Source organism: Actinophytocola sediminis (genome assembly GCF_054779715.1).
Genome location: NZ_BAAGXS010000042.1, coordinates 89,958 through 112,122 on the forward strand (window position 1 = coordinate 89,958; position 22,165 = coordinate 112,122).

Annotated in this window: 21 protein-coding genes; 8 read left to right on the forward strand and 13 right to left on the reverse strand. The window is 71.7% G+C overall.

The window, feature by feature from the left end; all coding sequences use genetic code 11:
- The first annotated feature begins 108 nt into the window (after nucleotides 1-108).
- Nucleotides 109-990: a helix-turn-helix domain-containing protein gene (locus ACYVIP_RS25525; RefSeq protein ID WP_460400643.1), complete on the forward strand. Its 882-nt coding sequence runs from the start codon at nucleotides 109-111 to the stop codon at nucleotides 988-990.
- Entirely contained in the window at nucleotides 987-1,196 is a 210-nt protein-coding gene (locus tag ACYVIP_RS25530; protein WP_460400645.1) for a DUF397 domain-containing protein, read from the forward strand. The genes ACYVIP_RS25525 and ACYVIP_RS25530 overlap by 4 nt, the downstream gene beginning before the upstream one ends.
- Here ACYVIP_RS25530 and ACYVIP_RS25535 read toward each other — a convergent pair.
- The 4 genes from ACYVIP_RS25535 to ACYVIP_RS25550 form a co-directional block, all read right to left on the reverse strand.
- Nucleotides 1,153-1,815: a response regulator gene (locus ACYVIP_RS25535; RefSeq protein WP_460400647.1), complete on the reverse strand. Its 663-nt coding sequence runs from the start codon at nucleotides 1,813-1,815 to the stop codon at nucleotides 1,153-1,155. The genes ACYVIP_RS25530 and ACYVIP_RS25535 overlap by 44 nt on opposite strands.
- Nucleotides 1,815-2,780 (reverse strand): sensor histidine kinase, encoded by a 966-nt coding sequence (locus tag ACYVIP_RS25540; protein ID WP_460400649.1) that lies wholly within the window; start codon nucleotides 2,778-2,780, stop codon nucleotides 1,815-1,817. Before ACYVIP_RS25540 ends, ACYVIP_RS25535 begins: the two co-directional genes overlap by 1 nt.
- Nucleotides 2,777-4,195: a serine hydrolase domain-containing protein gene (locus tag ACYVIP_RS25545; RefSeq protein WP_460400651.1), complete on the reverse strand. Its 1,419-nt coding sequence runs from the start codon at nucleotides 4,193-4,195 to the stop codon at nucleotides 2,777-2,779. The genes ACYVIP_RS25540 and ACYVIP_RS25545 overlap by 4 nt, the downstream gene beginning before the upstream one ends.
- Nucleotides 4,196-4,289: 94 nt before the next feature.
- The gene (locus ACYVIP_RS25550) at nucleotides 4,290-4,733 is read right to left on the reverse strand and encodes a hypothetical protein (protein WP_460400653.1); all 444 of its coding nucleotides are present in this window, start codon (nucleotides 4,731-4,733) and stop codon (nucleotides 4,290-4,292) included.
- A 463-nt stretch (nucleotides 4,734-5,196) separates the two neighbouring features.
- Here ACYVIP_RS25550 and ACYVIP_RS25555 point away from each other — a divergent pair, with 463 nt between their 5' ends.
- The 3 genes from ACYVIP_RS25555 (at nucleotide 5,197) to ACYVIP_RS25565 (ending at nucleotide 8,534) form a co-directional block, all read left to right on the forward strand.
- Nucleotides 5,197-5,886, forward strand: coding sequence for a response regulator transcription factor (locus tag ACYVIP_RS25555; protein ID WP_460400655.1), 690 nt, complete (start codon nucleotides 5,197-5,199; stop codon nucleotides 5,884-5,886).
- Nucleotides 5,883-6,935 carry a HAMP domain-containing sensor histidine kinase gene (locus ACYVIP_RS25560; protein ID WP_460400657.1) on the forward strand — a complete coding sequence of 351 codons (1,053 nt, stop codon included), beginning with the start codon at nucleotides 5,883-5,885 and terminating at the stop codon, nucleotides 6,933-6,935. The genes ACYVIP_RS25555 and ACYVIP_RS25560 overlap by 4 nt, the downstream gene beginning before the upstream one ends.
- A gap of 66 nt (nucleotides 6,936-7,001) precedes the next feature.
- On the forward strand, nucleotides 7,002-8,534 hold the full coding sequence (locus ACYVIP_RS25565; protein WP_460400659.1) for a DUF4153 domain-containing protein: 1,533 nt from the start codon (nucleotides 7,002-7,004) through the stop codon (nucleotides 8,532-8,534).
- Here ACYVIP_RS25565 and ACYVIP_RS25570 read toward each other — a convergent pair.
- Nucleotides 8,451-10,031, reverse strand: a complete 1,581-nt coding sequence (locus ACYVIP_RS25570; RefSeq protein ID WP_460400661.1) for a family 43 glycosylhydrolase — start codon at nucleotides 10,029-10,031, stop codon at nucleotides 8,451-8,453. The two genes, ACYVIP_RS25565 and ACYVIP_RS25570, sit on opposite strands and share 84 nt — an antisense overlap.
- A gap of 369 nt (nucleotides 10,032-10,400) precedes the next feature.
- On the opposite strand from ACYVIP_RS25570, the gene ACYVIP_RS25575 reads away from it, so the two are divergent.
- The gene (locus tag ACYVIP_RS25575) at nucleotides 10,401-10,901 is read left to right on the forward strand and encodes a hypothetical protein (protein ID WP_460400663.1); all 501 of its coding nucleotides are present in this window, start codon (nucleotides 10,401-10,403) and stop codon (nucleotides 10,899-10,901) included.
- 63 nt (nucleotides 10,902-10,964) lie between these two features.
- A complete protein-coding gene (locus tag ACYVIP_RS25580; RefSeq protein WP_460400665.1) occupies nucleotides 10,965-11,414 on the forward strand; it encodes a TIGR03618 family F420-dependent PPOX class oxidoreductase in 450 nt (149 codons plus the stop codon).
- A 4-nt stretch (nucleotides 11,415-11,418) separates the two neighbouring features.
- Here the strand turns inward: ACYVIP_RS25580 and ACYVIP_RS25585 are convergent, their stop codons facing one another.
- The 3 genes from ACYVIP_RS25585 to ACYVIP_RS25595 form a co-directional block, all read right to left on the reverse strand.
- Nucleotides 11,419-12,414, reverse strand: a complete 996-nt coding sequence (locus tag ACYVIP_RS25585) for a MerR family transcriptional regulator (protein WP_460400667.1) — start codon at nucleotides 12,412-12,414, stop codon at nucleotides 11,419-11,421.
- A gap of 4 nt (nucleotides 12,415-12,418) precedes the next feature.
- The gene (locus ACYVIP_RS25590; protein ID WP_460400703.1) at nucleotides 12,419-13,093 is read right to left on the reverse strand and encodes a HEAT repeat domain-containing protein; all 675 of its coding nucleotides are present in this window, start codon (nucleotides 13,091-13,093) and stop codon (nucleotides 12,419-12,421) included.
- Nucleotides 13,094-13,154: 61 nt separating this feature from the next.
- The gene (locus tag ACYVIP_RS25595; protein WP_460400669.1) at nucleotides 13,155-13,280 is read right to left on the reverse strand and encodes a hypothetical protein; all 126 of its coding nucleotides are present in this window, start codon (nucleotides 13,278-13,280) and stop codon (nucleotides 13,155-13,157) included.
- A 5-nt stretch (nucleotides 13,281-13,285) separates the two neighbouring features.
- On the opposite strand from ACYVIP_RS25595, the gene ACYVIP_RS25600 reads away from it, so the two are divergent.
- Nucleotides 13,286-13,522: a hypothetical protein gene (locus tag ACYVIP_RS25600; protein ID WP_460400671.1), complete on the forward strand. Its 237-nt coding sequence runs from the start codon at nucleotides 13,286-13,288 to the stop codon at nucleotides 13,520-13,522.
- A 54-nt stretch (nucleotides 13,523-13,576) separates the two neighbouring features.
- Here the strand turns inward: ACYVIP_RS25600 and ACYVIP_RS25605 are convergent, their stop codons facing one another.
- From ACYVIP_RS25605 to ACYVIP_RS25625, 5 genes are all read right to left on the reverse strand, one after another.
- Nucleotides 13,577-14,818: a prolyl oligopeptidase family serine peptidase gene (locus ACYVIP_RS25605; protein WP_460400673.1), complete on the reverse strand. Its 1,242-nt coding sequence runs from the start codon at nucleotides 14,816-14,818 to the stop codon at nucleotides 13,577-13,579.
- Between the two features lie 95 nt (nucleotides 14,819-14,913).
- Nucleotides 14,914-16,152, reverse strand: coding sequence for a prolyl oligopeptidase family serine peptidase (locus tag ACYVIP_RS25610; protein WP_460400675.1), 1,239 nt, complete (start codon nucleotides 16,150-16,152; stop codon nucleotides 14,914-14,916).
- A 68-nt stretch (nucleotides 16,153-16,220) separates the two neighbouring features.
- Complete coding sequence (locus tag ACYVIP_RS25615) at nucleotides 16,221-19,919, reverse strand: S8 family serine peptidase (RefSeq protein ID WP_460400677.1); 3,699 nt, start codon at nucleotides 19,917-19,919, stop codon at nucleotides 16,221-16,223.
- A 76-nt stretch (nucleotides 19,920-19,995) separates the two neighbouring features.
- Complete coding sequence (locus ACYVIP_RS25620; protein WP_460400679.1) at nucleotides 19,996-20,607, reverse strand: TetR/AcrR family transcriptional regulator; 612 nt, start codon at nucleotides 20,605-20,607, stop codon at nucleotides 19,996-19,998.
- Nucleotides 20,604-22,124 (reverse strand): FAD-dependent monooxygenase, encoded by a 1,521-nt coding sequence (locus ACYVIP_RS25625; RefSeq protein ID WP_460400681.1) that lies wholly within the window; start codon nucleotides 22,122-22,124, stop codon nucleotides 20,604-20,606. The genes ACYVIP_RS25620 and ACYVIP_RS25625 overlap by 4 nt, the downstream gene beginning before the upstream one ends.
- Between the last annotated feature and the right edge of the window lie 41 nt (nucleotides 22,125-22,165).

Here is a 22,165-nt window from a genome sequence, read left to right on the forward strand (position 1 = left end):
ATCCGGTCACGTTTATCGTGAACATCGTGACCAGTCACGGGTAGCTGCGCAAGTGGCCCGATCGGGTGCCTGTACCAGTCCGGAAACCTGACGTCTAAAGTTTGGTGGGTGGTTGTGACCATGACTCCTGGTTCGCGCGCTCTCGGGAGTGCGCTCCGGAAGGCACGCGAGGACGCGTTTCCCGGTACGCGACTGCGGGGTAGCCTGCGTCGCGTCGCGTTGTCGCTCGGCATTTCGCATTCCACGCTGTCCCAATGGGAGACGGGCAAGCGGGTCCCGGCGGCCGAGGACGTCGCGAGACTGCTGACGGTGCTCGGGGTCGCCGGCAGCCGGTACGCGCGGATCATGGAGATCGCCCGTCACGCACGTCAACCAAACTGGGTGACGACGGGCCTCCCGGGAATTTCCCAAGCGCTCTCCGGGATCCTGGAATACGAGCGGACATGTAACAGACTCGCCGTCTGGGCACCCCTGTTCATTCCAGGGTTGCTCCAATCGGGTGATTACGCACGCGCGCTCATCGGTCGCCGTGACCGTTCGATCGCAGAGATCGAGTCGCGGGTGAAGCTGCGCGTTGGCCGTCGGGAGACCTTGACCCGGAGGAACGCGCCCGAGTACCGCGCGTTCATCGGCGAGCAGGCGCTGCGGCAGGGCGTTGGCGGACCCGAGGTCATGGCCGATCAGCTTCGGTTCGTGCTCAAGGTCGATGACGAGCACGAGAACGTGACGATCCAGGTCGTGCCGATCGGGAACGGCGCGCACGACGGACTGTCGGGACCGTTCGAGTTGTACGAGTTCCCGGACACCCCACCGAGCGTGTTGCTGGAGCATCTCCGCTCGTCGTTGTTCCTTTCCGATGACGACGGCGGTGACGACGTTCAGGGATTTCGAGACGCGGCGGAGAAGGATCTCCCTCGAGTTGCCCTCAGTGTCGCGAAGTCACGCGCGCTGATCGCTGAGATTGTGAGTGAGTACGAAAGGACGACATGAACGGCGACGGACCCCACCACGACGACGCCTGGCGCAAGGCCCGGCGGAGCAACGAGAACGACAGTTGTGTGGAGGTGCACCCAACCCGCGCGTACCTGCGCGACAGCAAGAACCTGACTGGACCGACACTGAGCGTCGACGTGGGCACGTTGGTCACGGCAATCAGGAACGATGTCGGCTTATCAGGCCCGCCTCGTAGGCGATGATCGCCGCCTGGACGCGGTTGGTCAGGTCCAGTTGCGCCAGGATGGCGCTGACGTGCGCCTTGACCGTCCCCTCGGACAGGAACAACTCACGGCCGATGTCCTGGTTGGACAGTCCACCGCCGACCAGCGCCAGCACCTCCCGCGCCCGCGGGGTCAACGACGCCACCTGCTTGCGGGCCGTACTCGCGCGGGCCAGAGTGCCGCCACCCACCTGGGTGATGACCTTCCGCGCGATCCGAGGGGACAGGTACGCCGCACCGTCGGCCACCGCCCGCACGCCGAGGATCAGCTCCCGGGGATCGGCGGCCTTCAAGAGGAAGCCACTGGCACCCGCCGCCAGCGCGGTCGACACGTACTCGTCCTCGTCGAAGGTGGTGAGCATGATGACCGCGACCTGCGGCATCGCGGCGTGCAGCTCGGCCGCGGCGGACAACCCGTCGAGGCGCGGCATACGAATGTCCAGCAGCACGATGTCCGGCTGGTGGGCGCGCGCCAGCTCGATGGCCTCGCGTCCGTCGGCGGCCTCGGCCACCACCTCGATCTCCGGGTCGGTGGCCAGGATCGACGCCACGCCCGCGCGGATCATCGCCTCGTCGTCGGCCAGCACTATCCGGATCATCAGGTCGCTTCCTCGTGGTTGGCCGGGAGCTGGGCCGTCACGGTGAACCCGCCGTCGTCCTGGCCCGCGTGCAGGGTGCCACCCAGCAGCCGCACCCGCTCCCGCAGACCCGCCAGGCCGCTTCCGCCGCCCGGCGGGGCCGGGGCCCCGCGCGGTGGGGAGTTGGTCACCGTGACGGTGACCGCCTCGGGGGTCTGGTCGATGTGGACCCCCACGTCCGCGCCGGGCGCGTGGCGGGCGGCGTTGGTCAGCGACTCCTGCACCACGCGGTGCACGGCCCGGTCCACCAGTGGCGCCAGCACCGCCGAATTCTGCCGCAGCTCGACGGTCATGCCGGCCACCCGCGCGCGGTTCACCAGCACCTCGACGGACTCGTCGGGGGGCGCGGTCGAGGTGGTCGTGCGCAGCACGCCGACGGTGCGGCGCAGCTGGTCGGTCGCCGTGGTCGCGGAGGCGCGCAGTTGCGCCGCGGCCTCCCGGTTGCGCTCGGTCATGTCCGTGGCCAGCTCCAGCGCACCGGCCCGCAGCGCGATCAGCGCCAGCTCGTGGCCGAGCGAGTCGTGCATGTCCGAGGCGATGCGAGCACGTTCCCCCAGGGTGACGTGGTCGGCGATCAACTCCCGCTCCCGTTCGAGCTGGCCGACCCGGGCGAGACCGGCGGCGACCAGTTCGGCCTGCTGGCGCCGGAAGCGGCCGGCCAGCCACGGCAGCACCACGAACAGGCCGAAGACCATCAGCGCGCCGACCCCGGTCCAGAAGTCCAGCACGGCGTACCCCACCCCGGGGATCGCGACCACGGCCAGCACCAGCCAGCCCCGGCCCACCGGCAGGTGCCGGCCGTGCAGGTAGGCCGCCACGGCCAGCACCACGAAGACCAGCTGCCGCCACACCGGGATCGCGTCCAGGTGCAGCCCGTTGAGCAGGCCGCCCGCCGCGATCGCCGCCAGGAGCACGCCGTTCCTCATCCGCTCGACACTACCGACCGCAGGCACACCAGCCGGGTCACGACGCTGGTCAGGCCCGCCGCGGCGGCGACCACGACGGTGATCGTCAGCGGCGCGGCGGAGTAGGTGAGCTGCTCCCAGGTGACCGTCCGGCCCCGCATCAGCAGCGAGACCAGGTCCGGGTACACGGCGAGCACCACGACCGGCAGCAGCGCCGGAACCAGCCGCAGCCCGATCCGCCAGCCGGCGCTGCCCGCCCGACCGCGCGCCCAGCGACGGGCGCGCAGCACGCCGAGCACCGCGAGCCCGACCGCCGCCAGCGCGATCAGCCCGAGCACCAGTTCGACCAGTTGCCGGCCACCGCCGGGCACCTCGGGGGTCAGGCCGTCACTCAGCGCGACCAGCCCGCGCAGCACCTCGTAGGTGTCGTCGTAGAGTGCGGCGCTGTTGGTCAGCACGGCGAAGCCGTACCCGGTGTCCGGGGTGATCGCCTGCACTGCGCTGTAAGTGAACAGGTTGCCGCTGTGGGTGAGCAGCCGGGTGTCGCCGACGGTCTCCTCGCCCCAGCCCATGCCGTAGTCCCGCACCGGCGACGGGGTGTGCATGGTCGCCAGGCCCGCCGGGCTCACCAGCTGCCGGCCGTGACCGGTCTGGCTGATCAGCCAGGGACCCAGGTCCGCGGCGGTGGTGATGACCCCGCCCGCGCCGCCGCCGTTGAGGTGACCCGGCAGTTCCGGCCGGGACACCCAGACCCCGTACAGCGAGTTCAGCCCGTCGCGTGGGGTCACGACCCGGTCGCTGACCGCGCTGTCGGTCATGCCCAACGGCTCGAACACCCGCTCGGCGAGGAAGTCGTCGAAGCCACGGCCGCTGACGACCTCGACCAGCCGGGCGGCCACGTCGTAGTTGACGTTGCAGTACTCGTAGCGCTCGCCTGGATCGGCGGCCAGCTCGCCGGTGTCCAACGTGGACACATAGTCGACGAGCGTCTCGGTGGACTCGGCCGCGCGAATGTCCACCGTGGTGTCGGACAGGCCGGAGGTCTGGTTCAGCAGGTGGCGCACGGTGATCCGGTCGGCGCGCTCGTCGGCCAGGCGGAACTCCGGCAGCTGGTCGGCGACCGGCTCGTCGAGCGCGATCGCGCCGTCCTCGACGAGCAGCATGACGGCCATCGCGGTGAACGACTTGCTCACCGACGCGACGCGCATCGGCGTGTTCTCGGTGACCGGGTCATCGTTGGCGTCGCGGCCGTAGCCGGCGGCGTGCACCACCTCGTCCCCATGCGTCACGACGACCGACATCCCCGGCAGGCCGGTGGACTCCAGGGCCTGTTCGAGATAGGCGTCGAGGTCGGTCGAGGTCGGCTCCCCGGCGGCCCGCGCGGACGGCGCCGTGGCCAACAGGACCGCCATTACCAAGCACAGCGTGCGTTTCATGGGGCAAAGCTAGAAACCGGTGGCCGGGAAAAGATCAGCCGATCCGCCACGACCACCCCCGACTTTCGTCAGGGGTGGGTCGTGGCCGAGCCGGCTACTTGGCGAAGAACCGGTTGGCCTCACCGGAGAAGATCAGCACGATGAAGCCGACCGCGAGCAGTCCGACGACCACGTTGATGATCAGCAGTACGGCGATCGTCGGCGCGACCAGCGACGCCACCACCCCGAGCAGGCACAGCCCGGCGAAGACGACCGCGACGATCCGCGCCCACTGGGCCGCCCGGCCGAGGTTGATCGCGGCAAGGGCGAGAATGGCGCCGATGACCAGGACGGCGATCGCGACCCCGGAGTACGCGGGCGCGGCGTACTCGGCCAGTTCCCGCGCCATCACCCGGTCGCCGATGTAGGCGTCCACCAAGTCGTCGTGGAACGCGAAAGTCAGGATCACGCGCAGCACGAGCAGTCCAAGAATCGCCCAGACGGCGAGCGTGGCGTTGCGCACCGCCGGCGGCACGACCGCGGCTGAGGTCGTCGACATAAAAGAACCCTCCCCAATCGAAACGAATACGGCGGAACTGAGTGTTCAACCGCCCCAACGGTTCCCTTCTATTTGCTCCCGCAAATGATTCGAGCTTCCGCATCCACCGAAAGTGTCGATCGATTACCCTCTTCCCGATTTAGACATTTCCACGCCAAAGGCTTCTCCGCGCCCTTCGTACTCGCAAACACAAGTCCGCCGTCCGGGCTTTCTGCACGGTCCTGCGGCTCGACCAGTGGGCCGACGACGGCAAGCGAGACTGGTCGTTAAGGGCACAGGAACAGCTCCGCGAATACTCGACGACGCACTATCCGGTCAGCGAGCTGACGCTCGCCGGCAGAGCCGAACTGCGGGCTACGCGACGCCGAACCGCACGCCGCGATGCACGCCGGTTCGGCGGGCTCCACAGGATCTTCACAACTCACCCCAACGGTCTCCACGGACGGTGCCTACAGTCAGCCGCATGGAAGCAGCGGGACGACGCGTCCTCGTGGTGGAGGACGACGTCACCATCGCCGAGTCGATCACGGCGCGGCTGCGCGCCGAGGGGTTCGCCGTCCAGGTCGCGCACGACGGGCCGGCCGCGGTGGCCACCGACACCGACTACGAGCCCGACCTGGTGATCCTCGACGTCATGCTGCCCGGGTTCGACGGGCTCGAGGTGTGTCGCCGGATCCAGGCCCGCCGGCCGGTCCCCGTCCTCATGCTCACCGCGCGCGCCGACGAGACGGACATGCTCGTCGGCCTCGGGGTGGGCGCGGACGACTACCTCACCAAGCCGTTCTCGATGCGGGTGCTGACCGCGCGGGTGCACGCGCTGCTGCGCCGGGTGGCGCGCGCGGACACCGCGACGGCGCGGATCGTGCTCGGCGACCTGGAGATCGACCTCGACCAGCGGCGGGTGGCGCGCGCCGGCGTCCAGGCACAGCTCACGCCCATCGAGTTCGACCTGCTCGTGCACTTCGCGCGGCGGCCCAGGGCCGTGCAGCACCGGGAGCGGCTGCTCAGCGAGGTGTGGGACTGGGACGTGCACGGCAACGCCTCGGGCACCCGCGCGGTGGACAGCCACGTCAAGGCGTTACGCCGCAAGCTCGGCGCGGACCTCATCCGCACCGTGCACGGCATCGGCTACGCGCTGGAGGTCGGCCCGTGACCATCCGCGACCACGCCCGTGACCTGGTCGACCTGCTGCCGCGGCCGCTGGACCCGATCCGGTCGATCAAGCTGAAGCTCGCCATCCTGCTGGTCTGCTCGGGCGGGGTCGCGTTCACCTTCTTCAACTACCAGATCGGCTGGCTGCCGCCGCGCACCACGATCACCGCGATCGCGCTCGCCCTGATCACCTCGCAGATCCTGGCGCACGGGATGACCAGGCCGCTGCGCGAGATGACCGCCGCGGCCCGCGCGATGGCCAGGGGCGACTACACCCGCCGCGTCCGGGCCACCGCCCGCGACGAGGTGGGCGAGCTGGCGGTCGCGTTCAACCAGATGGCCGCCGACCTGGACACCGCCGACCAGCAGCGCCGCGAGCTGATCGCGAACGTCTCCCACGAGCTGCGCACGCCGATCACCGCGCTGAACGGCGTGCTGGAGAACCTCGTCGACGGGGTCGCCGAACCGGACCCGGCGACGCTGCGGACCGCGCTCGCCCAGACCGAACGTCTTGGCCTGCTGGTCAGCGAACTGCTCGACCTGTCCCGGATAGACGCCGGGGCGTTCCCGCTCGACCTGGAGGAGTTCGACCTCGAGCTGCTGCTCGACGAGGTCGCCGCCGAGGCCGAGGTGATGGCCGCCGCCGTCGGCCGGGGTGTCCGGTTCACCACCGACGTCCAGCCGTCCGGCGCGCAGGTGGTCGCCGATCGCGGCCGGCTGCACCAGGTCGTGCTCAACCTGCTCGACAACGCGGCCCGGCACGGCCCCGCGGGCGGCAAGGTGCACGTGCGCGCCGAGAACCTGGGCGACGACGTGGTGATCGAGGTCCGCGACGAGGGCCCCGGCATCCCCGCAGAGGAGCGCGAGCGAGTCTTCGAACGCTTCACCCGCGGCGAGCGCGCCGGCGGTGGCGGCACCGGGCTAGGCCTGGCCATCGCCCGGTGGGTGGTCGAGCTGCACGGCGGCGCGATCGGCGTGGTCCCGCCGGCGGAGCTGCCGCCCGGCGAACCGGAAGGCTGCCGCATCCGCGTGGTCCTGCCGGTTTCCTGAAGTCCTTTCGTGTCACCCGGGTTCCCGGGTGGCACCGCCCTGCCCGAAAACAGTCTGGAGACTGCTATGGCTGAGACGAAACCGGCGGCCGAGGTGGCCGCCACCCCCATGCTCCTACGCCCGAGGCCGCTGCCGAACTCGGCGGTGGTGCCGGTGCCGCCGCCGATGCTGGCGGCCGCGGCCGTCGCCGGGGTCGGCGCCATCGTGCTGCTGCCGCTGGACCGGCCGGGCATCGGCATGTTCCTGACCGGGCTGCTCATGGTGGCCGCCGTGATCTACACCTACCGCCGGTCACTGGCGGCCGACACGCCCCGGCACTTCACCCGGATGAGTCCGGTGTGGACAGTCGCCTCGCTCGCGTTGCTCGCGGCCGGGGCCGTGCGCGCGGCCGAGTGGCTGTTCGTGCTGTGTGTGCTCGCCGCCTGCGTGACCGGGTCGCTGGCCGCGGTCGGCAGGCGGACGGCCGGTTCGGTGCTCTACGAGGTGATCGCGGTGCCGATCGCGGCGCTGCGCGCGCTGCCGTGGGTCATGCGCGCGGTCCGGTGGCGGCCAGAGCGCGGCGACAGCGCCGCCCGGCGCCGGCTCTCGCGCTCCGTGCTGGCGTCGCTGGTGCTGCTCGCGGTGTTCGTGCCGCTGTTGAGCGGCGCGGACGCGACGTTCGCGCACCTGGTCGAGCGGCTGACCCCCGACCTGGACCTGTCGACGTTCACCCGCTGGGGGTTCGTGTTCGGTGTCGCCGGTTTCGGCGTGGTCGGCGCGTGTTATCTGGTGGCGTCTCCGCTGGCGCCCGCGGACGCGGCCACGGCGCGGCGCCGGCTGGCCCACCGCGTGGAGTGGGCGTTGCCGCTTGGCGTGCTGGTGGCGTTGTTCGCGGTGTTCGTCGCGGTGCGCGTGGTCGTCCTGTTCGGTGGCGAGGAGTACCTGCGGCGGACCAGTGGGCTCACCGCCGCCGAGTACGCCCGCAGCGGGTTCTGGCAGCTGAGCGCGGCCACGGTGCTGACGCTCGCCCTGGTGGGGGCCGCGTTGCGGTGGGCGCCGACCAGCACCCGGGCCGACCGGACCTGGCAGCGGGCGTTGCTCGGCGCGCTGAGCGTGCTCAGCCTGGTGCTCGTGGCGTCCGCGTTGAGTCGCATGTGGACATACCAGCAGGCCTACGGGTTCACCGTGCTGCGGCTGCTGGTCGAGGCCTGCGAGCTCTGGCTGGGTGTGGTGTTCGTGCTGGTGCTGGTCTCCCTGGTGCGGCTGCGACCGGCCTGGCTGCCCCGCGCACTGGTGGGCGCCGCGGCCGCCGCGCTGCTGGCGCTGGTGGCGCTGAACCCGGAACGGTTCGTCGCCGACCGCAACATCGACCGGGCCGAGCACGGCCTGCCGCTGGACGTCGACTATCTCGGTTACTTCTCCGCCGACGTGGTGCCCGCCATCGCGCGGCTGCCGGAGACGACGCGCTGGTGTGTGCTGCAGGCGGTCGCCGTGCGGGTCGACCCCGACGACTGGAACGCCTGGAACCTCAGCCGGTCAACGGCCAGGGACGTGCTCGCCGGCAACGAGACGACCAGGAACGTGCTCGCCGGCCGGGATCCGGTCACCTACGACTGCTGAGCCGCCGTGGGCGACCGCGAGGTCGTCGAAGGTCGCCGAGGTGTCGTGGACCCGGACTCCGTTGGCGCCAGCGGAATAGGTGGCGTCGGTGGCGGTCAGCTTCGGGGTGCTCAGGTCGTCCACGTACACCTTGATGTCCGCGCCCGACGCGGTGACCCGCAGGTGGTAGCGCTGGCCCTCGCGCACCGGCAGCGGCGCGGCGGCCAGCGGGGTCCAGCCGTGGTCGGCGCGGCCGAGCAACACCCTGCCCTGGCGGGAGATGCCGGCGTAGTAGCCGCGGTAGCCGTCGGTGCCGGTGGTGGGTTCGGTCACCCGGAACACCACCCCGGCGTCCCCGCCGCCACCGGTGACGGTGACCTCGACGTCCTGGACGAGGTCGCCGAAGTTGGTGTCCAGCAACGCTTTCCCGCCGTAGGACCTGGTCGCGGCGTACTGCTGGCCGGCGACCGACCAGCCGCCGCCGTGGGTCCGCCAGCCGAAGGCGTTGCCGTCGGCGAAGTTGTCCTGGACCCGCATGGTCACCGGGGCGATGGTGCCGTCGGCGGTGAACGTCAGGCGGTCGTAGGCGACCTGGCGGTGGTTGCCGTCGGTCTCGCTCAGCGGCCTGCGGTGGTAGATGATGTACCAGATGTCGGTGCCCGGCACGTTGATCACCGCGTTGTGGCCCGATCCCCTGGCCACCGCGGCGTCCTGGGCGAGCACCGTGTCCAGCCGGGTGAACGGCCCGGTCGGCGAGTCGGCGATCGCGTAGGAGACCGAGTAGTTCGGCCCGGTCCAGCCGCCCTCCGACCACATCAGGTAGTACCTGCCGGCGCGCTTGAACATCTGCGAGCCCTCGACGTACTCGGGGGCGGGGGTGATCTCGCGGAAGGTGCTGCCGTCGGCGAACGTGCCGAGGCTGGTCATGTCCTCGTTGAGCCGCACCACGTTGGCGTGTCCCCAACCGCCGTAGTACAGGTAGGCCTGACCGTCGTCGTCGATGAACACGTCCTGGTCGATCGGCTGGGCGCCGTTGTGGAACTGGCCGATCAGCGGGTGGCCGAGCGCGTCGCGATAGGGACCCTGTGGCTGGTCGGCGACCGCGACGCCGATCCCGCCGAGCTCGTCGTCGCCCTGGATGTCGTTGGCGGCGAAGTACAGGTAGTACCTGCCGGCGCGCTCGATCGGCGCGGGCGCCCACAGCGCCCGGCGCGCCCAGGAGACGTTCTCGGTGCTGAGCACCCGGTCGTGCCTGGTCCAGTTGACCAGGTCGGTGGAGGAGAACGCGTCCAGGTAGGTCTGTTCGTCGTAGGACTTCGACGTGGTCGGGTACACCCAGTAGGTGTCGTCGTACACCGCGACGTCCGGATCGGCGTACCACCCGTCGAAGATCGGGTTGCCGGCGACGGCCGTGTCGAAGTCCGGCACCTCGGCTGGTGTGTCGGCGGTGGCGGGGGCACTGGTGGCGAGCAGCACGGCGGTGGCGACCACCGCGACGAACCGGGCGGGAACGGTCATCGTCGACAACTCCAGACGCAGGGGTGAACGGAGTCCAACAACAACAAACACGACGCGGCCACAATCCGTCAAGAGCGCTCGGCGGCGACACCGCACCCATGAGGTAGTCGGCGCCGGGACGTCCGGTGCGACGCCGGGCGTCGGCATATCACCCGTTCGAGCGAAACAACTCCCTCCGCATCCCCGTATCGTGGCAGAATTGTTCGAGGCAGGACTCGACTCATCCGAGAATCATGCGATCCCCTGAAGCCTTCGGGGATGCTCTGGGAATTCGCGCCCAGATCACCATCATTTTCCAGACTGGAGGCCATTCCAATGGCTGTCAATTTCTCTATTCACCATGACAACAGAGGCAGACTCGGGCAGGCGGTGAACTTCAACCCGGACAACGACCGTAGCGGGCTGTGGGTCGAGGGCACCGACGCCCCGGGCGGCGAGTCCGGCGGGATCTTCATGAACGGCAACACGATGTGCGTGTGGAGCCCCGGCGACAACGACCTGCTCAAGATCTTCGACGAGGACAGCCTGCCCGCCGGTACGCCCGTGCTGCGCATCACCGGCACCGGCGCGATCGTCCACCGCACGACGCAGATTCACGCCGACTACGTATTCGAACCGGACTACCCGCTGGAGTCCATCGAGGAACACGCCGAGGCGATGATGAGCGAGCGCCGGCTGCGCGGCATTCCCCGGCGCCAACAGGACGAGAGCGGCCAGCCGCTGGTCGACTACGGCTCGTTCATGCGTGGCCTGCTCGAGGAACTCGAGAAGGCGCACCTGTACATCGCGAAGCTCAGTGGCCAGCTGACGGGACAGCAGGCCGAGTTGTCGCGGCTGTCCGCGAGGGTCGAGGCCCAGCCGGCCGGCTAGCGCACCGTGGCCCGCCGCGTCCCCGGGGCGCGGCGGAGCCATGACCTGATACAACTGGGAACCGTGACGGATCTCGCCGCTTTCGCCGAACTGGTGCCCCTGGATCACGGCCTGTGTGTGCTCAACACCCTGCGCGGCGATGGCGGTATCCAGTCATCGGTGGTCAACGCCGGTGTGGTGACCCATCCCGTGCGCGGCGGGCAGGTCGTCGGGCTCGTTGCCGTCGGCGGCGCCCGCAAACTGGGCAACCTGCGCGCCGACCCCCGCACCACGGTCGTGGCCCGCGCGGAGTGGCGCTGGGCCACCGTCGAGGGCGACGCCGAGATCATCGGCCCGGACGACCCGCACCCCGAACTCGACGCCGACGCGGTGCGGCTGCTGCTGCGCGACATCTTCCAGGCCGCCGGCGGCACGCACGAGGACTACGACAACTACGACCGGGTGATGGCCAAGGAGCGGCGCGCCGCTGTGCTCGTCGTGCCCCGCCGCGTGTACACCAACCCGCCTGCCTGAGCGGTCACCGACCGTCGAGCAGGGCCGAGGCGATGGCGGCGATCGTGCGATCGTCGTCGGTGGTCAACCGGCGCAGGGCGTCGCGCGCCACGGCCGCCGGCAGCTCGACGAGCGCCTGCGTCAGGCGGATCCGCACCGCGGTGTCGGCGGTGGGGGCGGCGAGCTCGTCGTCGAGCGCGCGGGTGATCCGGTCGGCGTTGCCGGCCTCCAGCGCCAGTGCGCCGAGCACCTCGGCCGCCTCGACGTCGTTCGTGCCGTCGACCACCATGCCGACGAGCGTCGGTACGGCCGCGACCACGCCCCGCGCGCCCGCGGCCAGCGCGGCGTGCCGGCGCACCGTCGGGTCGGCGTCGGTGAGCGCGTGGGTGAGTACCGAGGTCGCCTCGTCGCCGGACAGCTCGGCGATCGCCAGCACCGCGCGCCGCCGGATGTCGACGTCCGCCGAGGTCACGCCGGCCGCCAGCCGCGCGAACCCGTCACCGCCCGCGCGCGCGAGCGCCCACCGCAGGGCGCCCGCGACGTGCGGATCGGCCTCGGCGAGGACCGCGCCGGCCAGCAGCTCGGTGGGCACCGGCACGTCCTCGCCGGGGGCCAGCACGGCCTGCTGCCGGCGCGCGGCGCTCGGTGAGTTGAGCCCGTGCAGCAGCTCCACGATGCGCAGCACGTCCGGCCAGCCGGCGGGCGCCATGGCGTCGACCGCGCGGAGTCGCTCGAGCAGCTCCTGCTGCAACGCCAGGCGCTCCTCGGTCCGCCGGATGAGGTCGCCGACCAGGGTGGACGCCTCGAACGCCTGATCGGCGAGCGCGCGGCCGATCTGGCGCAGCGACAGGCCGAGGGACCGCAGGCTCTCCACGTGGAAGATCCGGCGGATGTCCTCGGCCGAGTACTCGCGGTAGCCGCCGACGGTGCGCCCGGTCGGGCGCACCAGCCCGAGCGAGTCGTAGTGCCGCAGCATCCGGGTGCTCACCCCGGAACGCCGGGCCACCTCGCCGATCAGCACCTGGTCACTGTCCCCCGTCCCGACCGAGCACGACGACCCTGGTGGCCTCGTCGACCGCCGGGTCGAACGCGGCGTCGGGGTCACGCCGGAGCGCCTCGGTGGCCGTGGCGTGCGCGCGTACCGCCGGGTCCTTGCTCGCCAGTGCCGGCCGCAGCGCGGCCGCGGACACCTCGCCGAGCGCGACGAGTGCCTGGCTGAGACTCAGGCGCAGGTTCCGGTCGCCTCGGCCGAGCTGTACGGCCAGGTCCTCGGCCAGTTCCCGGCGACTGTCGTCGGGCACCAGGACCACGGCGGCCCGCCAGGCGCTGCGCGCGACCTCCTCGTCGGCGTGGTGCAGCAGGGACCGGGTGATCGCGGGCCAGGCGCTGCCGTCGCCGATCTTGGACAGCGTGTGCAGGGCCTGGCTTCTTGCCTGCGGGCGCTCGGCCTGGAGTTCCACGACGAGCTTGGGCACCGTGAGCTCCGCCGGGAGCCTGGTCAACGCCCAGGTCAGCATGTCGCGTACGTAGAAGTCCGGCTCGACCGCGCACCGCGCGACGAGCACGTCGGCCAGGGCCGGGTCGGGATGCGTGCCGGCCGCCATCACCGCCGCGAGCCGGGTCGATGACCGCTGGGCACCCAACGCGGCGACCAGGCGCGTGTCCGGTGTGTCTGTCTGTGTCGTGTTGACCGGGACCACCTCCTGGAACCAAGGAAACACCTTGTCACAGTGTCAGGGTCAAGCAACGGAAACGACAACCTCACGCCGAGCCGCGGCGTACCAGTTCGAGTTCGAGCATGGTCGTCCGGACGGGAGCGGACCCGCGGATGTGTTCGAGCAGCAACCGCACGGCGACCTCGCCGGACTCCTCGAGCGGTTGGCGCACCGTGCATGCTCGTCGCGCTGCTCGCGGCGGCCTCGTCCGGAGCCGCGTGGCAGGCGCTGGTGCTGATCGCCCTCGCCGGTGCGGGTGCCGGCCCGGTCTTCCCGCTGCTGTTCGGCGCGGCCGAGGTCCTGGCCAACCGGTACGGGGTGTCCATGGTGTTCGCCGTGATGGCCGCGGGCGGTCTCGCGGTCGCGGCGACACTCCCCCGCGCACTCCGCCCAGGAAGGGCGGCCGACCGTTGAAGGAGCCGAGGATGGTCCCGATGAAGACCAATCGTGACGAATATCCAGTTCGGATCAGCGACGTTGGTCGGCCAGCCACTGCCAGACAGTGGTCCCGGCATTGCTCGGGTCGTTGCGGGCCACGTAGATCCAGGACCAGTGGCCGGGGAACTGGTAGCCGTCCCAGACGACGTGGTCGTAGAGCGTCAGCAGCGCGCCGGGGATGAGGTCGTGCGCGTGCACGGTGTTGGCCTGCGGGTCGACCGTGGTGTCGTCGCGCGCGGCGACCAGCCAGGTGGGGGTGCTGATGGCGACCAACTCGTCGTCGGGAACCAGCGGCGGGGTGCCCGGCGCCCTGGACGCGACGACCCCGCAGATCGGCACGGACGCGGCGAACAGCGTGGGATACACCGTGGTCAGCTTGATGCCCATGTAGCCGCCGTTGCTGCACCCCGCCACGTAGATCCGCGCGGGATCGACGGCGTGCCGGCGGCTGACCTCGCGGACGATCTCGTGGATGAGCGGGGCGAACGCGGGGCCGTCCAGCATCCAGGCGGACGTGCTCTGCGGGGCGACGACGTACGCGCCGCCGAAGATTAGTTGGGCCGCACGGGTGGCGAAGCCGAGGGCGCCGCGGTTGGCGCGCAACGTGGTCTCGTTGTCGTAGTAGTCGTCCGGCAGGGACGCGCCCTCACCGCCGCCGTGCAGCCAGACGACCAGCGGACGCCGGCCAGGGGACGTCGGTGAGTACAGCCGGTACTTCATCGCCGAGGCGGACACGTGGTAGCTGAAGGCGTCGACCTCGGGGTTCACCAGCCTGCCCTGGGTGAACCGCCCGATGGTGACCGGCCGGCCGCCGCGCAGGGTGAGCGGGGCGTGCTGGGTGATGGTGTAGACGAGGTCGAGTTGGACGTTGCGGCCCCGGCTCACGACGTAGCCGAGGGTGCCACCGCCGGGTTGGCCCTCGCCGTGGCTCAGGTCGAGCACGATGTCACCGTGGTCGTCGAGGCGGGCGGCGGTCACCGGGCGGTCGAGGTCGTAGCCGACGACCTGGTCGCCGGTGGGGATCGGGCTGGTGGCCGTGGCGTGCACGCTGAACGTGCCGGTCGTCAGGCTCGCCGGGTCGATCCGGCCCAGCCGGGACGTGTCCAGGGTGACCGAGGTGACCTGCTCACCGCCGTCGAGCGTCACCGCGGTGAGGGTGAACCGCACACTGGCGGTGCGGTCGGCGCCCGCGGCGGCGCTGGGCACCGTCACGCCGGCGGCCACGCCCGCACCGGCGGCCAACACGGTGCGCCGACTGATCGACATAGCCATGCGAACTCCTTCGTCACGACGACGGAACGAGGGCAGGTCGGGGAAAGCCACGCTGTCCAGCCATCATGCCTGCCGGGCACGGCGTCGGGGAACGGTTATGGCGCGGGGCGCGAAAAGTCGGCCATCCACTGCCAGACGCTGGTCCCGTCGTTGCTCGGGTCGTTGCGGGCAACGTAGATCCAGGAGTAGTGGCCGGGGAACTGGTGACCGTTCCAGACGACCTGGTCGTAGAGGGTCAGCACCGAACCGGGGATGAGCTCGTGCGCGTGCACGGTGTTGGCCAGCGGGTCCACCGCGGTGTCGTCGCGCGCGGCGACCAGCCAGGTCGGCGTGCTGATCGCGGCCAGGTCCGCGTCCGGAACCAGCGGCTGGCCACCCGGCTCCCAGGGGACGACCACCCCGCAGATCGGCACGGACGCGGCGAACAGCGTGGGATACACCGTGGTCAGCTTGATGCCCAGGTAGCCCCCGCTGCTGCAGCCCGCGACATACACGCGTCCGGGATCGACGGCCCAGTCCCGGCTGACCTCGCGGACGATCTCCTCGACGAGTGGGACGAACGCGGGACCGTCCAGCACCCAGGCCGAGGCGCACTGCGGGGCGACGACATGGGCGCCGCCGAAGATCCGTTGTGCCGCACCGGTGGCGAAGCCGAGGGCGCCGCGGTTGCCGCGCAACGGGGTCTCGTTGTCGTAGTAGTCGTCCGGCAGGGAGCCGCCCTCACCGCCGCCGTGCAGCCAGACGATCAGCGGTCGCCGGCCCGAGGACGGGGTTGAGTACAGCCGGTAGTTCATGCCAGAGGCGGACACGTGGTGGCTGAACACGTCGACCTCGGGGTTACGCACGCCGCCCTGGGTGAAGTCCGCGATGGTGACCGGCCGGCCGTCGCGCAGGACGATCGGGGCGTGCTGGGTGATGGTGTAGTCGAGCTGGAGTCGGACGTTGCGGCCGCTGCCCTCGTGGAAGTCGACGGTGCGGGCGCCGGATTGGCTCTCGCCGTGGCTCAGGTCGAGCACGATGTCGCCGTCCCCGGCCAGCCAGGCGGCGGTGACCGGCCGGTCGAGGTCGTAGCCGGGCAGCCCGTCGCCGGCGGGGATCGGGCTGGTGGCCCTGGCACGCACGCTGAACGTGCCGGTCGTCAGGCTCGCCGGGTCGACCGGCCCGAGCGTGGACGTGTCGATGGTGACCGAGGTGACCTGCTCGCCACCGTCGAGGGTTACCGCGTTGAGGTCGAAGCGCACGCCGTCAGTGTGGCGGCTGTCGGCGTGGGCGGCGACGCCGGGCACCGTCGCGGCCGCGGCCAGCACCACGCGTCGACTGATCAACATAGCCATCCGGCCATCATGCCGTCGGACGCGGCCCGGCGGCACCCCCGTCAGGTGATGCCGCCGGGCCGGGGTGCTCAGCCGATCTGGTACGCCCGGACGATCGTCTGGGTCAACCGGTTTCCGTCCACATCGGACACATTGGCCCGCAGCGAAGCGTGCCCCGCCAGCGGATGGCGCACGGTCACCGTCCAGCGGTCCCCGTCGGCGCGGACCTCGGCCGGCTGCCAGGTTCCACCGTCGTCATAGGACACCTCCACCGACACCGAGTCGATCTCCGCCGGGCCGTCCTGCCGGTCCACGGTGAGCGGGAAGGAGAACGTCCGGTCGCCCGGCGCCCGGTTGCGCAGGTCGACCGCCGGGTCGAACCGGGCGGTCAGCATGGGCAGCGCCCTGCCCTCACCGGCCGAGGACGACGCGAACGCCCACTCCGCGGTGACCACTGTGGACAGTGGCCAGCCGGCGTCGTCCCGGCGGGCCTCGGCCACCACCCGGTAGGCCGATTCCTCGGCGGGCACCGCGAACTCGGCGAACTCGGTCACCGGGACCGTGCCCAGCTCCGCGCCGTCCCGGTAGACGGTGATCGATCCGGTGGCGTCGGTGAAGTCGTCGACCATCCTCGGCCGGCCGGCCGCGTCGCCGTACATCGGCACCTTGACGCTGATCCGCCCGTCGGTGCGCCAGGACCACGGGTGCGGCTGCTCGCCCAGGTTGTTGATCGTGGTGCCCCGCAACGACGGGCCGATCACCGCCTTGTTCCACGCGATCGGCGTCGGCGGCCGGTTCGCGGCGAGCGTCGCGCTGTCGGACAGTTCGCTGGGGCCGCCGATCCAGAGCAGGTCCCACTCGGTCGGCGTGAAGTACTCCACGCGTTGCTGTTGGGCGGCGGTGAACGCGATCCACCCGGTGCCGAGGTAGCGGCCGAACAGCTTGCCGAACCCGGCGAAGCCGGCCACGTTCGGCGCGTTGTCGTGGTAGGCCGCGCGCATGGTGGCCAGGTCCTCGGTCCTGGGCCGGTAGGTGACCGGCGCGCTGACCTGCCGCGCCACCCCGTGGATCAGCTCGTAGCGCAGGTCGGTGGCCTCCCGGCTGGCGTAGTCGACCGTGGTCTCGCCGCGTCTGGCCAGCTCGGCCAACCGGTCCACCGTGGCGTCGTGGTCGCCGTAGAACACCGGCACCTGCTCGCCATCGACCGGGTCGCCCGGCGGCAGCGGCTCGGCCCCCTCGTCGACGAACCGGAACAGGGCCAGCTTGCCGCCCGCCTCGGCGATGTTGACCGACCGGCGCAGCCATTCCTCCCGGCCGAGCATCGGGTCGAACTCGATCACCACGAGCTTGCCGGTGGCGTCGATCGTGGCGAGGTCCTCGGTGGTGCCCGCGCCGCCGTGGACGACGGTCAGCTCGGTCTGCTCGGTCGGCGGCGTGCCGAACAGCAGCTGGAGGTTGACGTCGAAGGGCTGCCCGTCGTCGGCCACCATCTCCAGGGCGGGTTGGGTGGCCCGGCGGGCGTGGCCGAGCGCGTAGGCGTCCGAGGCGGTACCCGGCAGGGTCGCCGCGTACACCGGCACGAACCGCGCGTCGACGTCCACGTAGAGCGCGGACAGGCAGTCGCAGGCCTCGACCCTGGACATGGCGAACAACGCGTGGGTGCCGCCGCGAGCGTCCGGGTCGTCGGGCTCGGCGGTCACGGGCTGGCCGATCCGGGCGTCGAACACCTGCGTGACATCGCGGTCCAGGGTCAGCTCGGGATGGCTGACCATCGCGTACGACGACCCGGCCGGCCCCGTGGTGGCGATCGAGGCGTGCACCGCGTACCGGCCGCGCGGCAGGGTGATCGTCTCCCCCGACATGGCCAGGAACGTGTCGCCGGACTCCAGGTCGTAGACGTAGGCCGCCGATCGCCCGTCCGGCGCGGTCTCGGCGCCGTTGCGGTCCAGCAGGGTCGGTGTGAACGAGTGCCGCTGTTCCTGCTGGTACACCGAGATCGCCGTCCGGGTCTGGACCGTGCCGGCACTGGCGACGAGCACGCCGGAGTAGGTCCCGGTCCGGTCCTGCCCGGTGACAAGCACCTCAACCGGCACACTGCCCCCGGCCGGCACGGTCACGCTGTCCTCAGCGAGGGTGACCAGGCCGCTGGGCGCGGGCTGTCCCCGCTCGTCGACGAGATCGGCGCGCAGCGACAGGGTGACCGGCGCGTCGCCGGAGTTGGTCCAGGTGACCGTCCTGCGCTCCTGTGACCCGGTGTTGGGCCACGGCAGGTAGGCCGACACCGCGGCGGTGGCGATCACCGGGGTCGCGGTCGCCCGCGCCAGATCCAGCCGGCCGGCACCGACCTGGTGGACACCGGCGTCCGGCACCTGTTGCGCGCTGCTGACCAGAGCCGACTTCATCGCGGGCGCGGACCAGTCCGGGTGCTGCTGGGCCAGGATCGCCGCCGCGCCCGCCACATGCGGCGTCGCCATCGAAGTGCCGTCAAGTCGCTGGTAGGCCTCGCCGACCGGCTCGCCCAGCGGCGGCACCCCAGCCGGCCTGGCCGCCACGATGGCCCCACCCGGCGCGCTGATCTCCGGCTTGGCCGCCCCGTCCCCGAGCCGAGGACCACGACTGGAAAACCCGCTCGGCTCATCGCTCTTGGACACGCTGCCGACGGCGAGCGCGTCGTCCGCGGTCGCCGGGGAGCCGACCGTCCGGTCGCTCCCGTAGTTGCCGGCGGCGATCACGAACAGCGTGCCGTACTCGCGGCTGAGCGTGTTCACCGCGAGCGACATCGGGTCCTGGCCGTCGGTGGGATCGCTGCCCAGGCTCATGTTGACGACCTTGGCGCCGGACTCGGCGGCCGCCCAGCGCATGCCGGCCAGCACGCTGTCGTCGGTGCCCCAGCCGCTGTCGTCGAGCACCTTGCCGACCGCGAGATCGACGTCGGGCGCCACCCCGCGGTACTTGCCGTCCGAGGCGGCCCCGGTCCCGGTGATGATCGACGCGACGTGCGTGCCGTGCCCGTGCCCGTCCTCGACTCCGCCGGAGTCGGTGAAGTCCTTGCTGAGCACGGCCTTGCCGGTCAGATCGGGGTGGTCGGTGTCGATCCCGGTGTCCAGCACCGCGACCCGCACCCCGGCGCCGGTCAGTCCGCGTTCCCACGCGGTCGGCGCGCCGACCTGCGGCACGCTCTGGTCCAGGGTGGCCCGGACCCGCTTGTTCAGCCAGACCTTGCGCACCCCGGCGGCACCGCGCGCGGTGGGCGCGGTGCCGGTCAGGTCGCCGAACAGGGCCGGCGGGCGGTCCTTGCGCTGGTCGAGCGCGGTCAGGTGGAACTCGGGCAGTGCCCGGCGCACCGAGGTGTCGGCCGGCACCTCCGCACCGGCCCTGGCGCGGGCGTTCGCGTACTCGACCAGCAGCGGCACCGACTCGGTGTGCGCGTCGTCGTAGCGCTGCCGGATCAGCCCGGTGACGTTGAACAGCTCACGGTCCAGCACGCCCCGGCGCACCAGCTCGGCCGCGTCGCCCGGCAGCACGTACCGGTCGCCGTCGTGCCAGTAGTCCTGGAACGGCACCGGATGGGCGCGCGTGGTCTGCTCGACCCGCAGCGGCGCTGCCGGGTCGGTTCCCCACAGCTGCACCCGGTCTCCGCTGACCAGCGTGACCGTGACCGGCTCGCCGCCGGCGTCGGTGCCCTGTTGGGCCACCGCCGTCGGCCCGACACTCGCGACCACCCCCGCGACCAGCGCCGCCGCCAGCACGGCCACCGCCCCACCACGCCATAATCCCCGTCGGCCCACCAAATCTCCTCAAGAGTCGGGAAATCCCTGCCCTCCTCAAGACTCCGACTCGGGGAACCGCGTTGCCAGCCGGTGGCTACCGGGGCGGGAGCAGCCCGGCCTGGCGGTAGATGGCCTCCAGATAGCGGCGCATCTCGGCGACATCGGGGGGATTCGGTTGCAGGACGCGGTAGGTCACCGCGCCGGCGATCATGTCGATCACCACGTCGAGGTCGGCGTCGGCGGGCACGGTGCCGGCCTGTTGGGCGTGGCGGAGCATGACGAAGGTGGCCGCGCGCCGGGGCTGGATGTAGTGGCGCCAGTAGGTGGCCATCAGCGCGGGATGGCTGACCGCGCAGCCGTACACCCGGGAGACCAGCGCGCGAAACCGCGGGCTGGCGGTGACCTCGGCGGCGGTCGGCAGGAACCGTTCGACGACCTCGGCCGGGGTGCCGGTCGCGATCTGCTCGGTGTCGGGCCAGTCGCGTTCCTGGAGCACCACCTCGATCGCGCCCGCCAGCAGTTCCTCCTTGGTCGCCCACCGCCGGTAGACGGTCAGCTTGCCGACCCCGGCGCGCTTGGCGACCTGCTCGATGCTCGTGCCGTCCGCGCCGCGCTCCAGGAACAGGTCGAACGCGGCCCGCAGGATCGCCGCCTCGACGGCCGGGTCCCTCGGCCGGCCCCGGCCGCGGGACGCGGATTCGGTCATCGCGGCGCCCCGGCGTGCAACGTGCCGGTCAGCCAGCGGTCCAGGCCCGCCGGGTCGGTGCCGCGCCACGCCAGGTGGGCGTCCGGGCGGACCAGCATGACCTCGCCAGGCCGGGCGTCGCCGGGGAGCGCGACCACGCGGTCGCCGAGGCGCTCCTTGGCGACCCGGACGTGGTCGTCCGCGCCGGCGTGCGGGATCAGCAGGGCGAACCGGCCGTCGAGTTCGGCGTACAGCCGGGTCGGGGTGCCGTCCGCGCGGGTGGCCGGCCGGTCGGCGACCCGGTCGCCCTGGCGGGGTCGGGTGGTCAGCCGGGCGAGGCGGCCGGCGCCCAGCGGGCCGCGTCGGTAGCTCACCCACAGCTGGGACGTCGAGTAGGTCGCCCAGCGCTGCACCACGGGGCGGTTGAGCAGCGGCACGATCACCCGGTCGCGCAGGAACCGCCCGACCGGACTGTCCGCGATGTTGATCTTGGTCACCGTGGTGGTGCCGCGCAGCACCTCGGCGGCCAGTGGCCGCCGCTCCGCCTGGTAACTGTCCACAAGCGACTCCCCAACGAACCCGCGGACCACCAGCGCCAGCTTCCAGGCGAGGTTCTCCGCGTCGCCAAGCCCGGTCAGCATGCCCTGCCCGCCGAAGGGCGCGTGCACATGGGCCGCGTCGCCGGCCAACAGCACCCGGCCGTGCCGGTAGGTGTCGGCCAGCCTGCGGTGCACGGTGAACGTCGAGGTCCAGACCGCGTCCCGGACCCGCGCGTCGGTGCGGCCGGTGCGTTCGGGCAGGATCTGGCGGACGCGGTCGAGGACCTCCACGTCGCCCGGCCGGGCGGCGGACTGGCCGGGGTCGTACGCGATCACCCGCCACAGGTCCTCCGCGCCGCCGGGCTCCGGCATCGGCATCACGCCGAGCATCCCGGCCGGGCTGACCCAGCCCGAGGTGCCGACGCGGTCGAGGTCCCAGTCGATGTGCAGGTCGGCCAGCAGGTACCGCTCGCTGATCCGCACGCCGGGAAAGCCGATGCCGGCGAGCTTGCGGGTGGCGCTGCCGGTGCCGTCGCAGCCGGCCAGCCAGCGGGCGGGGACGGTCTCGCCGGTGGCCAGCACCGCGCGCACCCCGGCGTCGTCCTGGTGCAGGCCGACCAGTCCGGCGCCCCACTCGATCGTGCCGCCGAGGCTGGCCAGCCGGTCGCGCAGCGTCGCCTCGACCCTGGCCTGCGAGATCACCATCGGCGGCGCCGCGGTCCGCAGGCCGGGGTCGCCGAAGGACAGCGTGGCCAGCGCCCGGTCGCCCGCGTAGGTCGTGATCCGCATGGCGCGCAACGACTCCGTCGGCAGGTCGCCGAGCGCGCCCAACCGGTCGAGCACCTCAGCGCCGCGCGCGTGCACGAAGTTCGCCCGCGAGGTCACCGCCGGGCCGTCGGCCTTGTCCACCACCCGCACCGACACCCCGTGCGCCAGCAGGCCACAGGCCAACGCCAGTCCGGTCGGACCGGCGCCGACCACCACCACGTCGGTCGACATCTCACCACCACCAATTTGTTAACGACACCGTACCGTTAACA

What these genes read in the sequence shown, in the direction of transcription:
- ACYVIP_RS25530 (WP_460400645.1), top strand. Translation starts at nt 987, where the DNA reads ATGAACGGCGACGGACCCCACCACGACGACGCCTGGCGCAAGGCCCGG.
- ACYVIP_RS25535 (WP_460400647.1), bottom strand. Translation starts at nt 1,815, where the DNA reads ATGATCCGGATAGTGCTGGCCGACGACGAGGCGATGATCCGCGCGGGC.
- ACYVIP_RS25540 (WP_460400649.1), bottom strand. Translation starts at nt 2,780, where the DNA reads ATGAGGAACGGCGTGCTCCTGGCGGCGATCGCGGCGGGCGGCCTGCTC.
- ACYVIP_RS25545 (WP_460400651.1), bottom strand. Translation starts at nt 4,195, where the DNA reads ATGAAACGCACGCTGTGCTTGGTAATGGCGGTCCTGTTGGCCACGGCG.
- ACYVIP_RS25550 (WP_460400653.1), bottom strand. Translation starts at nt 4,733, where the DNA reads ATGTCGACGACCTCAGCCGCGGTCGTGCCGCCGGCGGTGCGCAACGCC.
- ACYVIP_RS25555 (WP_460400655.1), top strand. Translation starts at nt 5,197, where the DNA reads ATGGAAGCAGCGGGACGACGCGTCCTCGTGGTGGAGGACGACGTCACC.
- ACYVIP_RS25565 (WP_460400659.1), top strand. Translation starts at nt 7,002, where the DNA reads ATGGCTGAGACGAAACCGGCGGCCGAGGTGGCCGCCACCCCCATGCTC.
- ACYVIP_RS25570 (WP_460400661.1), bottom strand. Translation starts at nt 10,031, where the DNA reads ATGACCGTTCCCGCCCGGTTCGTCGCGGTGGTCGCCACCGCCGTGCTG.
- ACYVIP_RS25600 (WP_460400671.1), top strand. Translation starts at nt 13,286, where the DNA reads ATGCTCGTCGCGCTGCTCGCGGCGGCCTCGTCCGGAGCCGCGTGGCAG.
- ACYVIP_RS25605 (WP_460400673.1), bottom strand. Translation starts at nt 14,818, where the DNA reads ATGGCTATGTCGATCAGTCGGCGCACCGTGTTGGCCGCCGGTGCGGGC.
- ACYVIP_RS25610 (WP_460400675.1), bottom strand. Translation starts at nt 16,152, where the DNA reads ATGGCTATGTTGATCAGTCGACGCGTGGTGCTGGCCGCGGCCGCGACG.
- ACYVIP_RS25620 (WP_460400679.1), bottom strand. Translation starts at nt 20,607, where the DNA reads ATGACCGAATCCGCGTCCCGCGGCCGGGGCCGGCCGAGGGACCCGGCC.
- ACYVIP_RS25625 (WP_460400681.1), bottom strand. Translation starts at nt 22,124, where the DNA reads ATGTCGACCGACGTGGTGGTGGTCGGCGCCGGTCCGACCGGACTGGCG.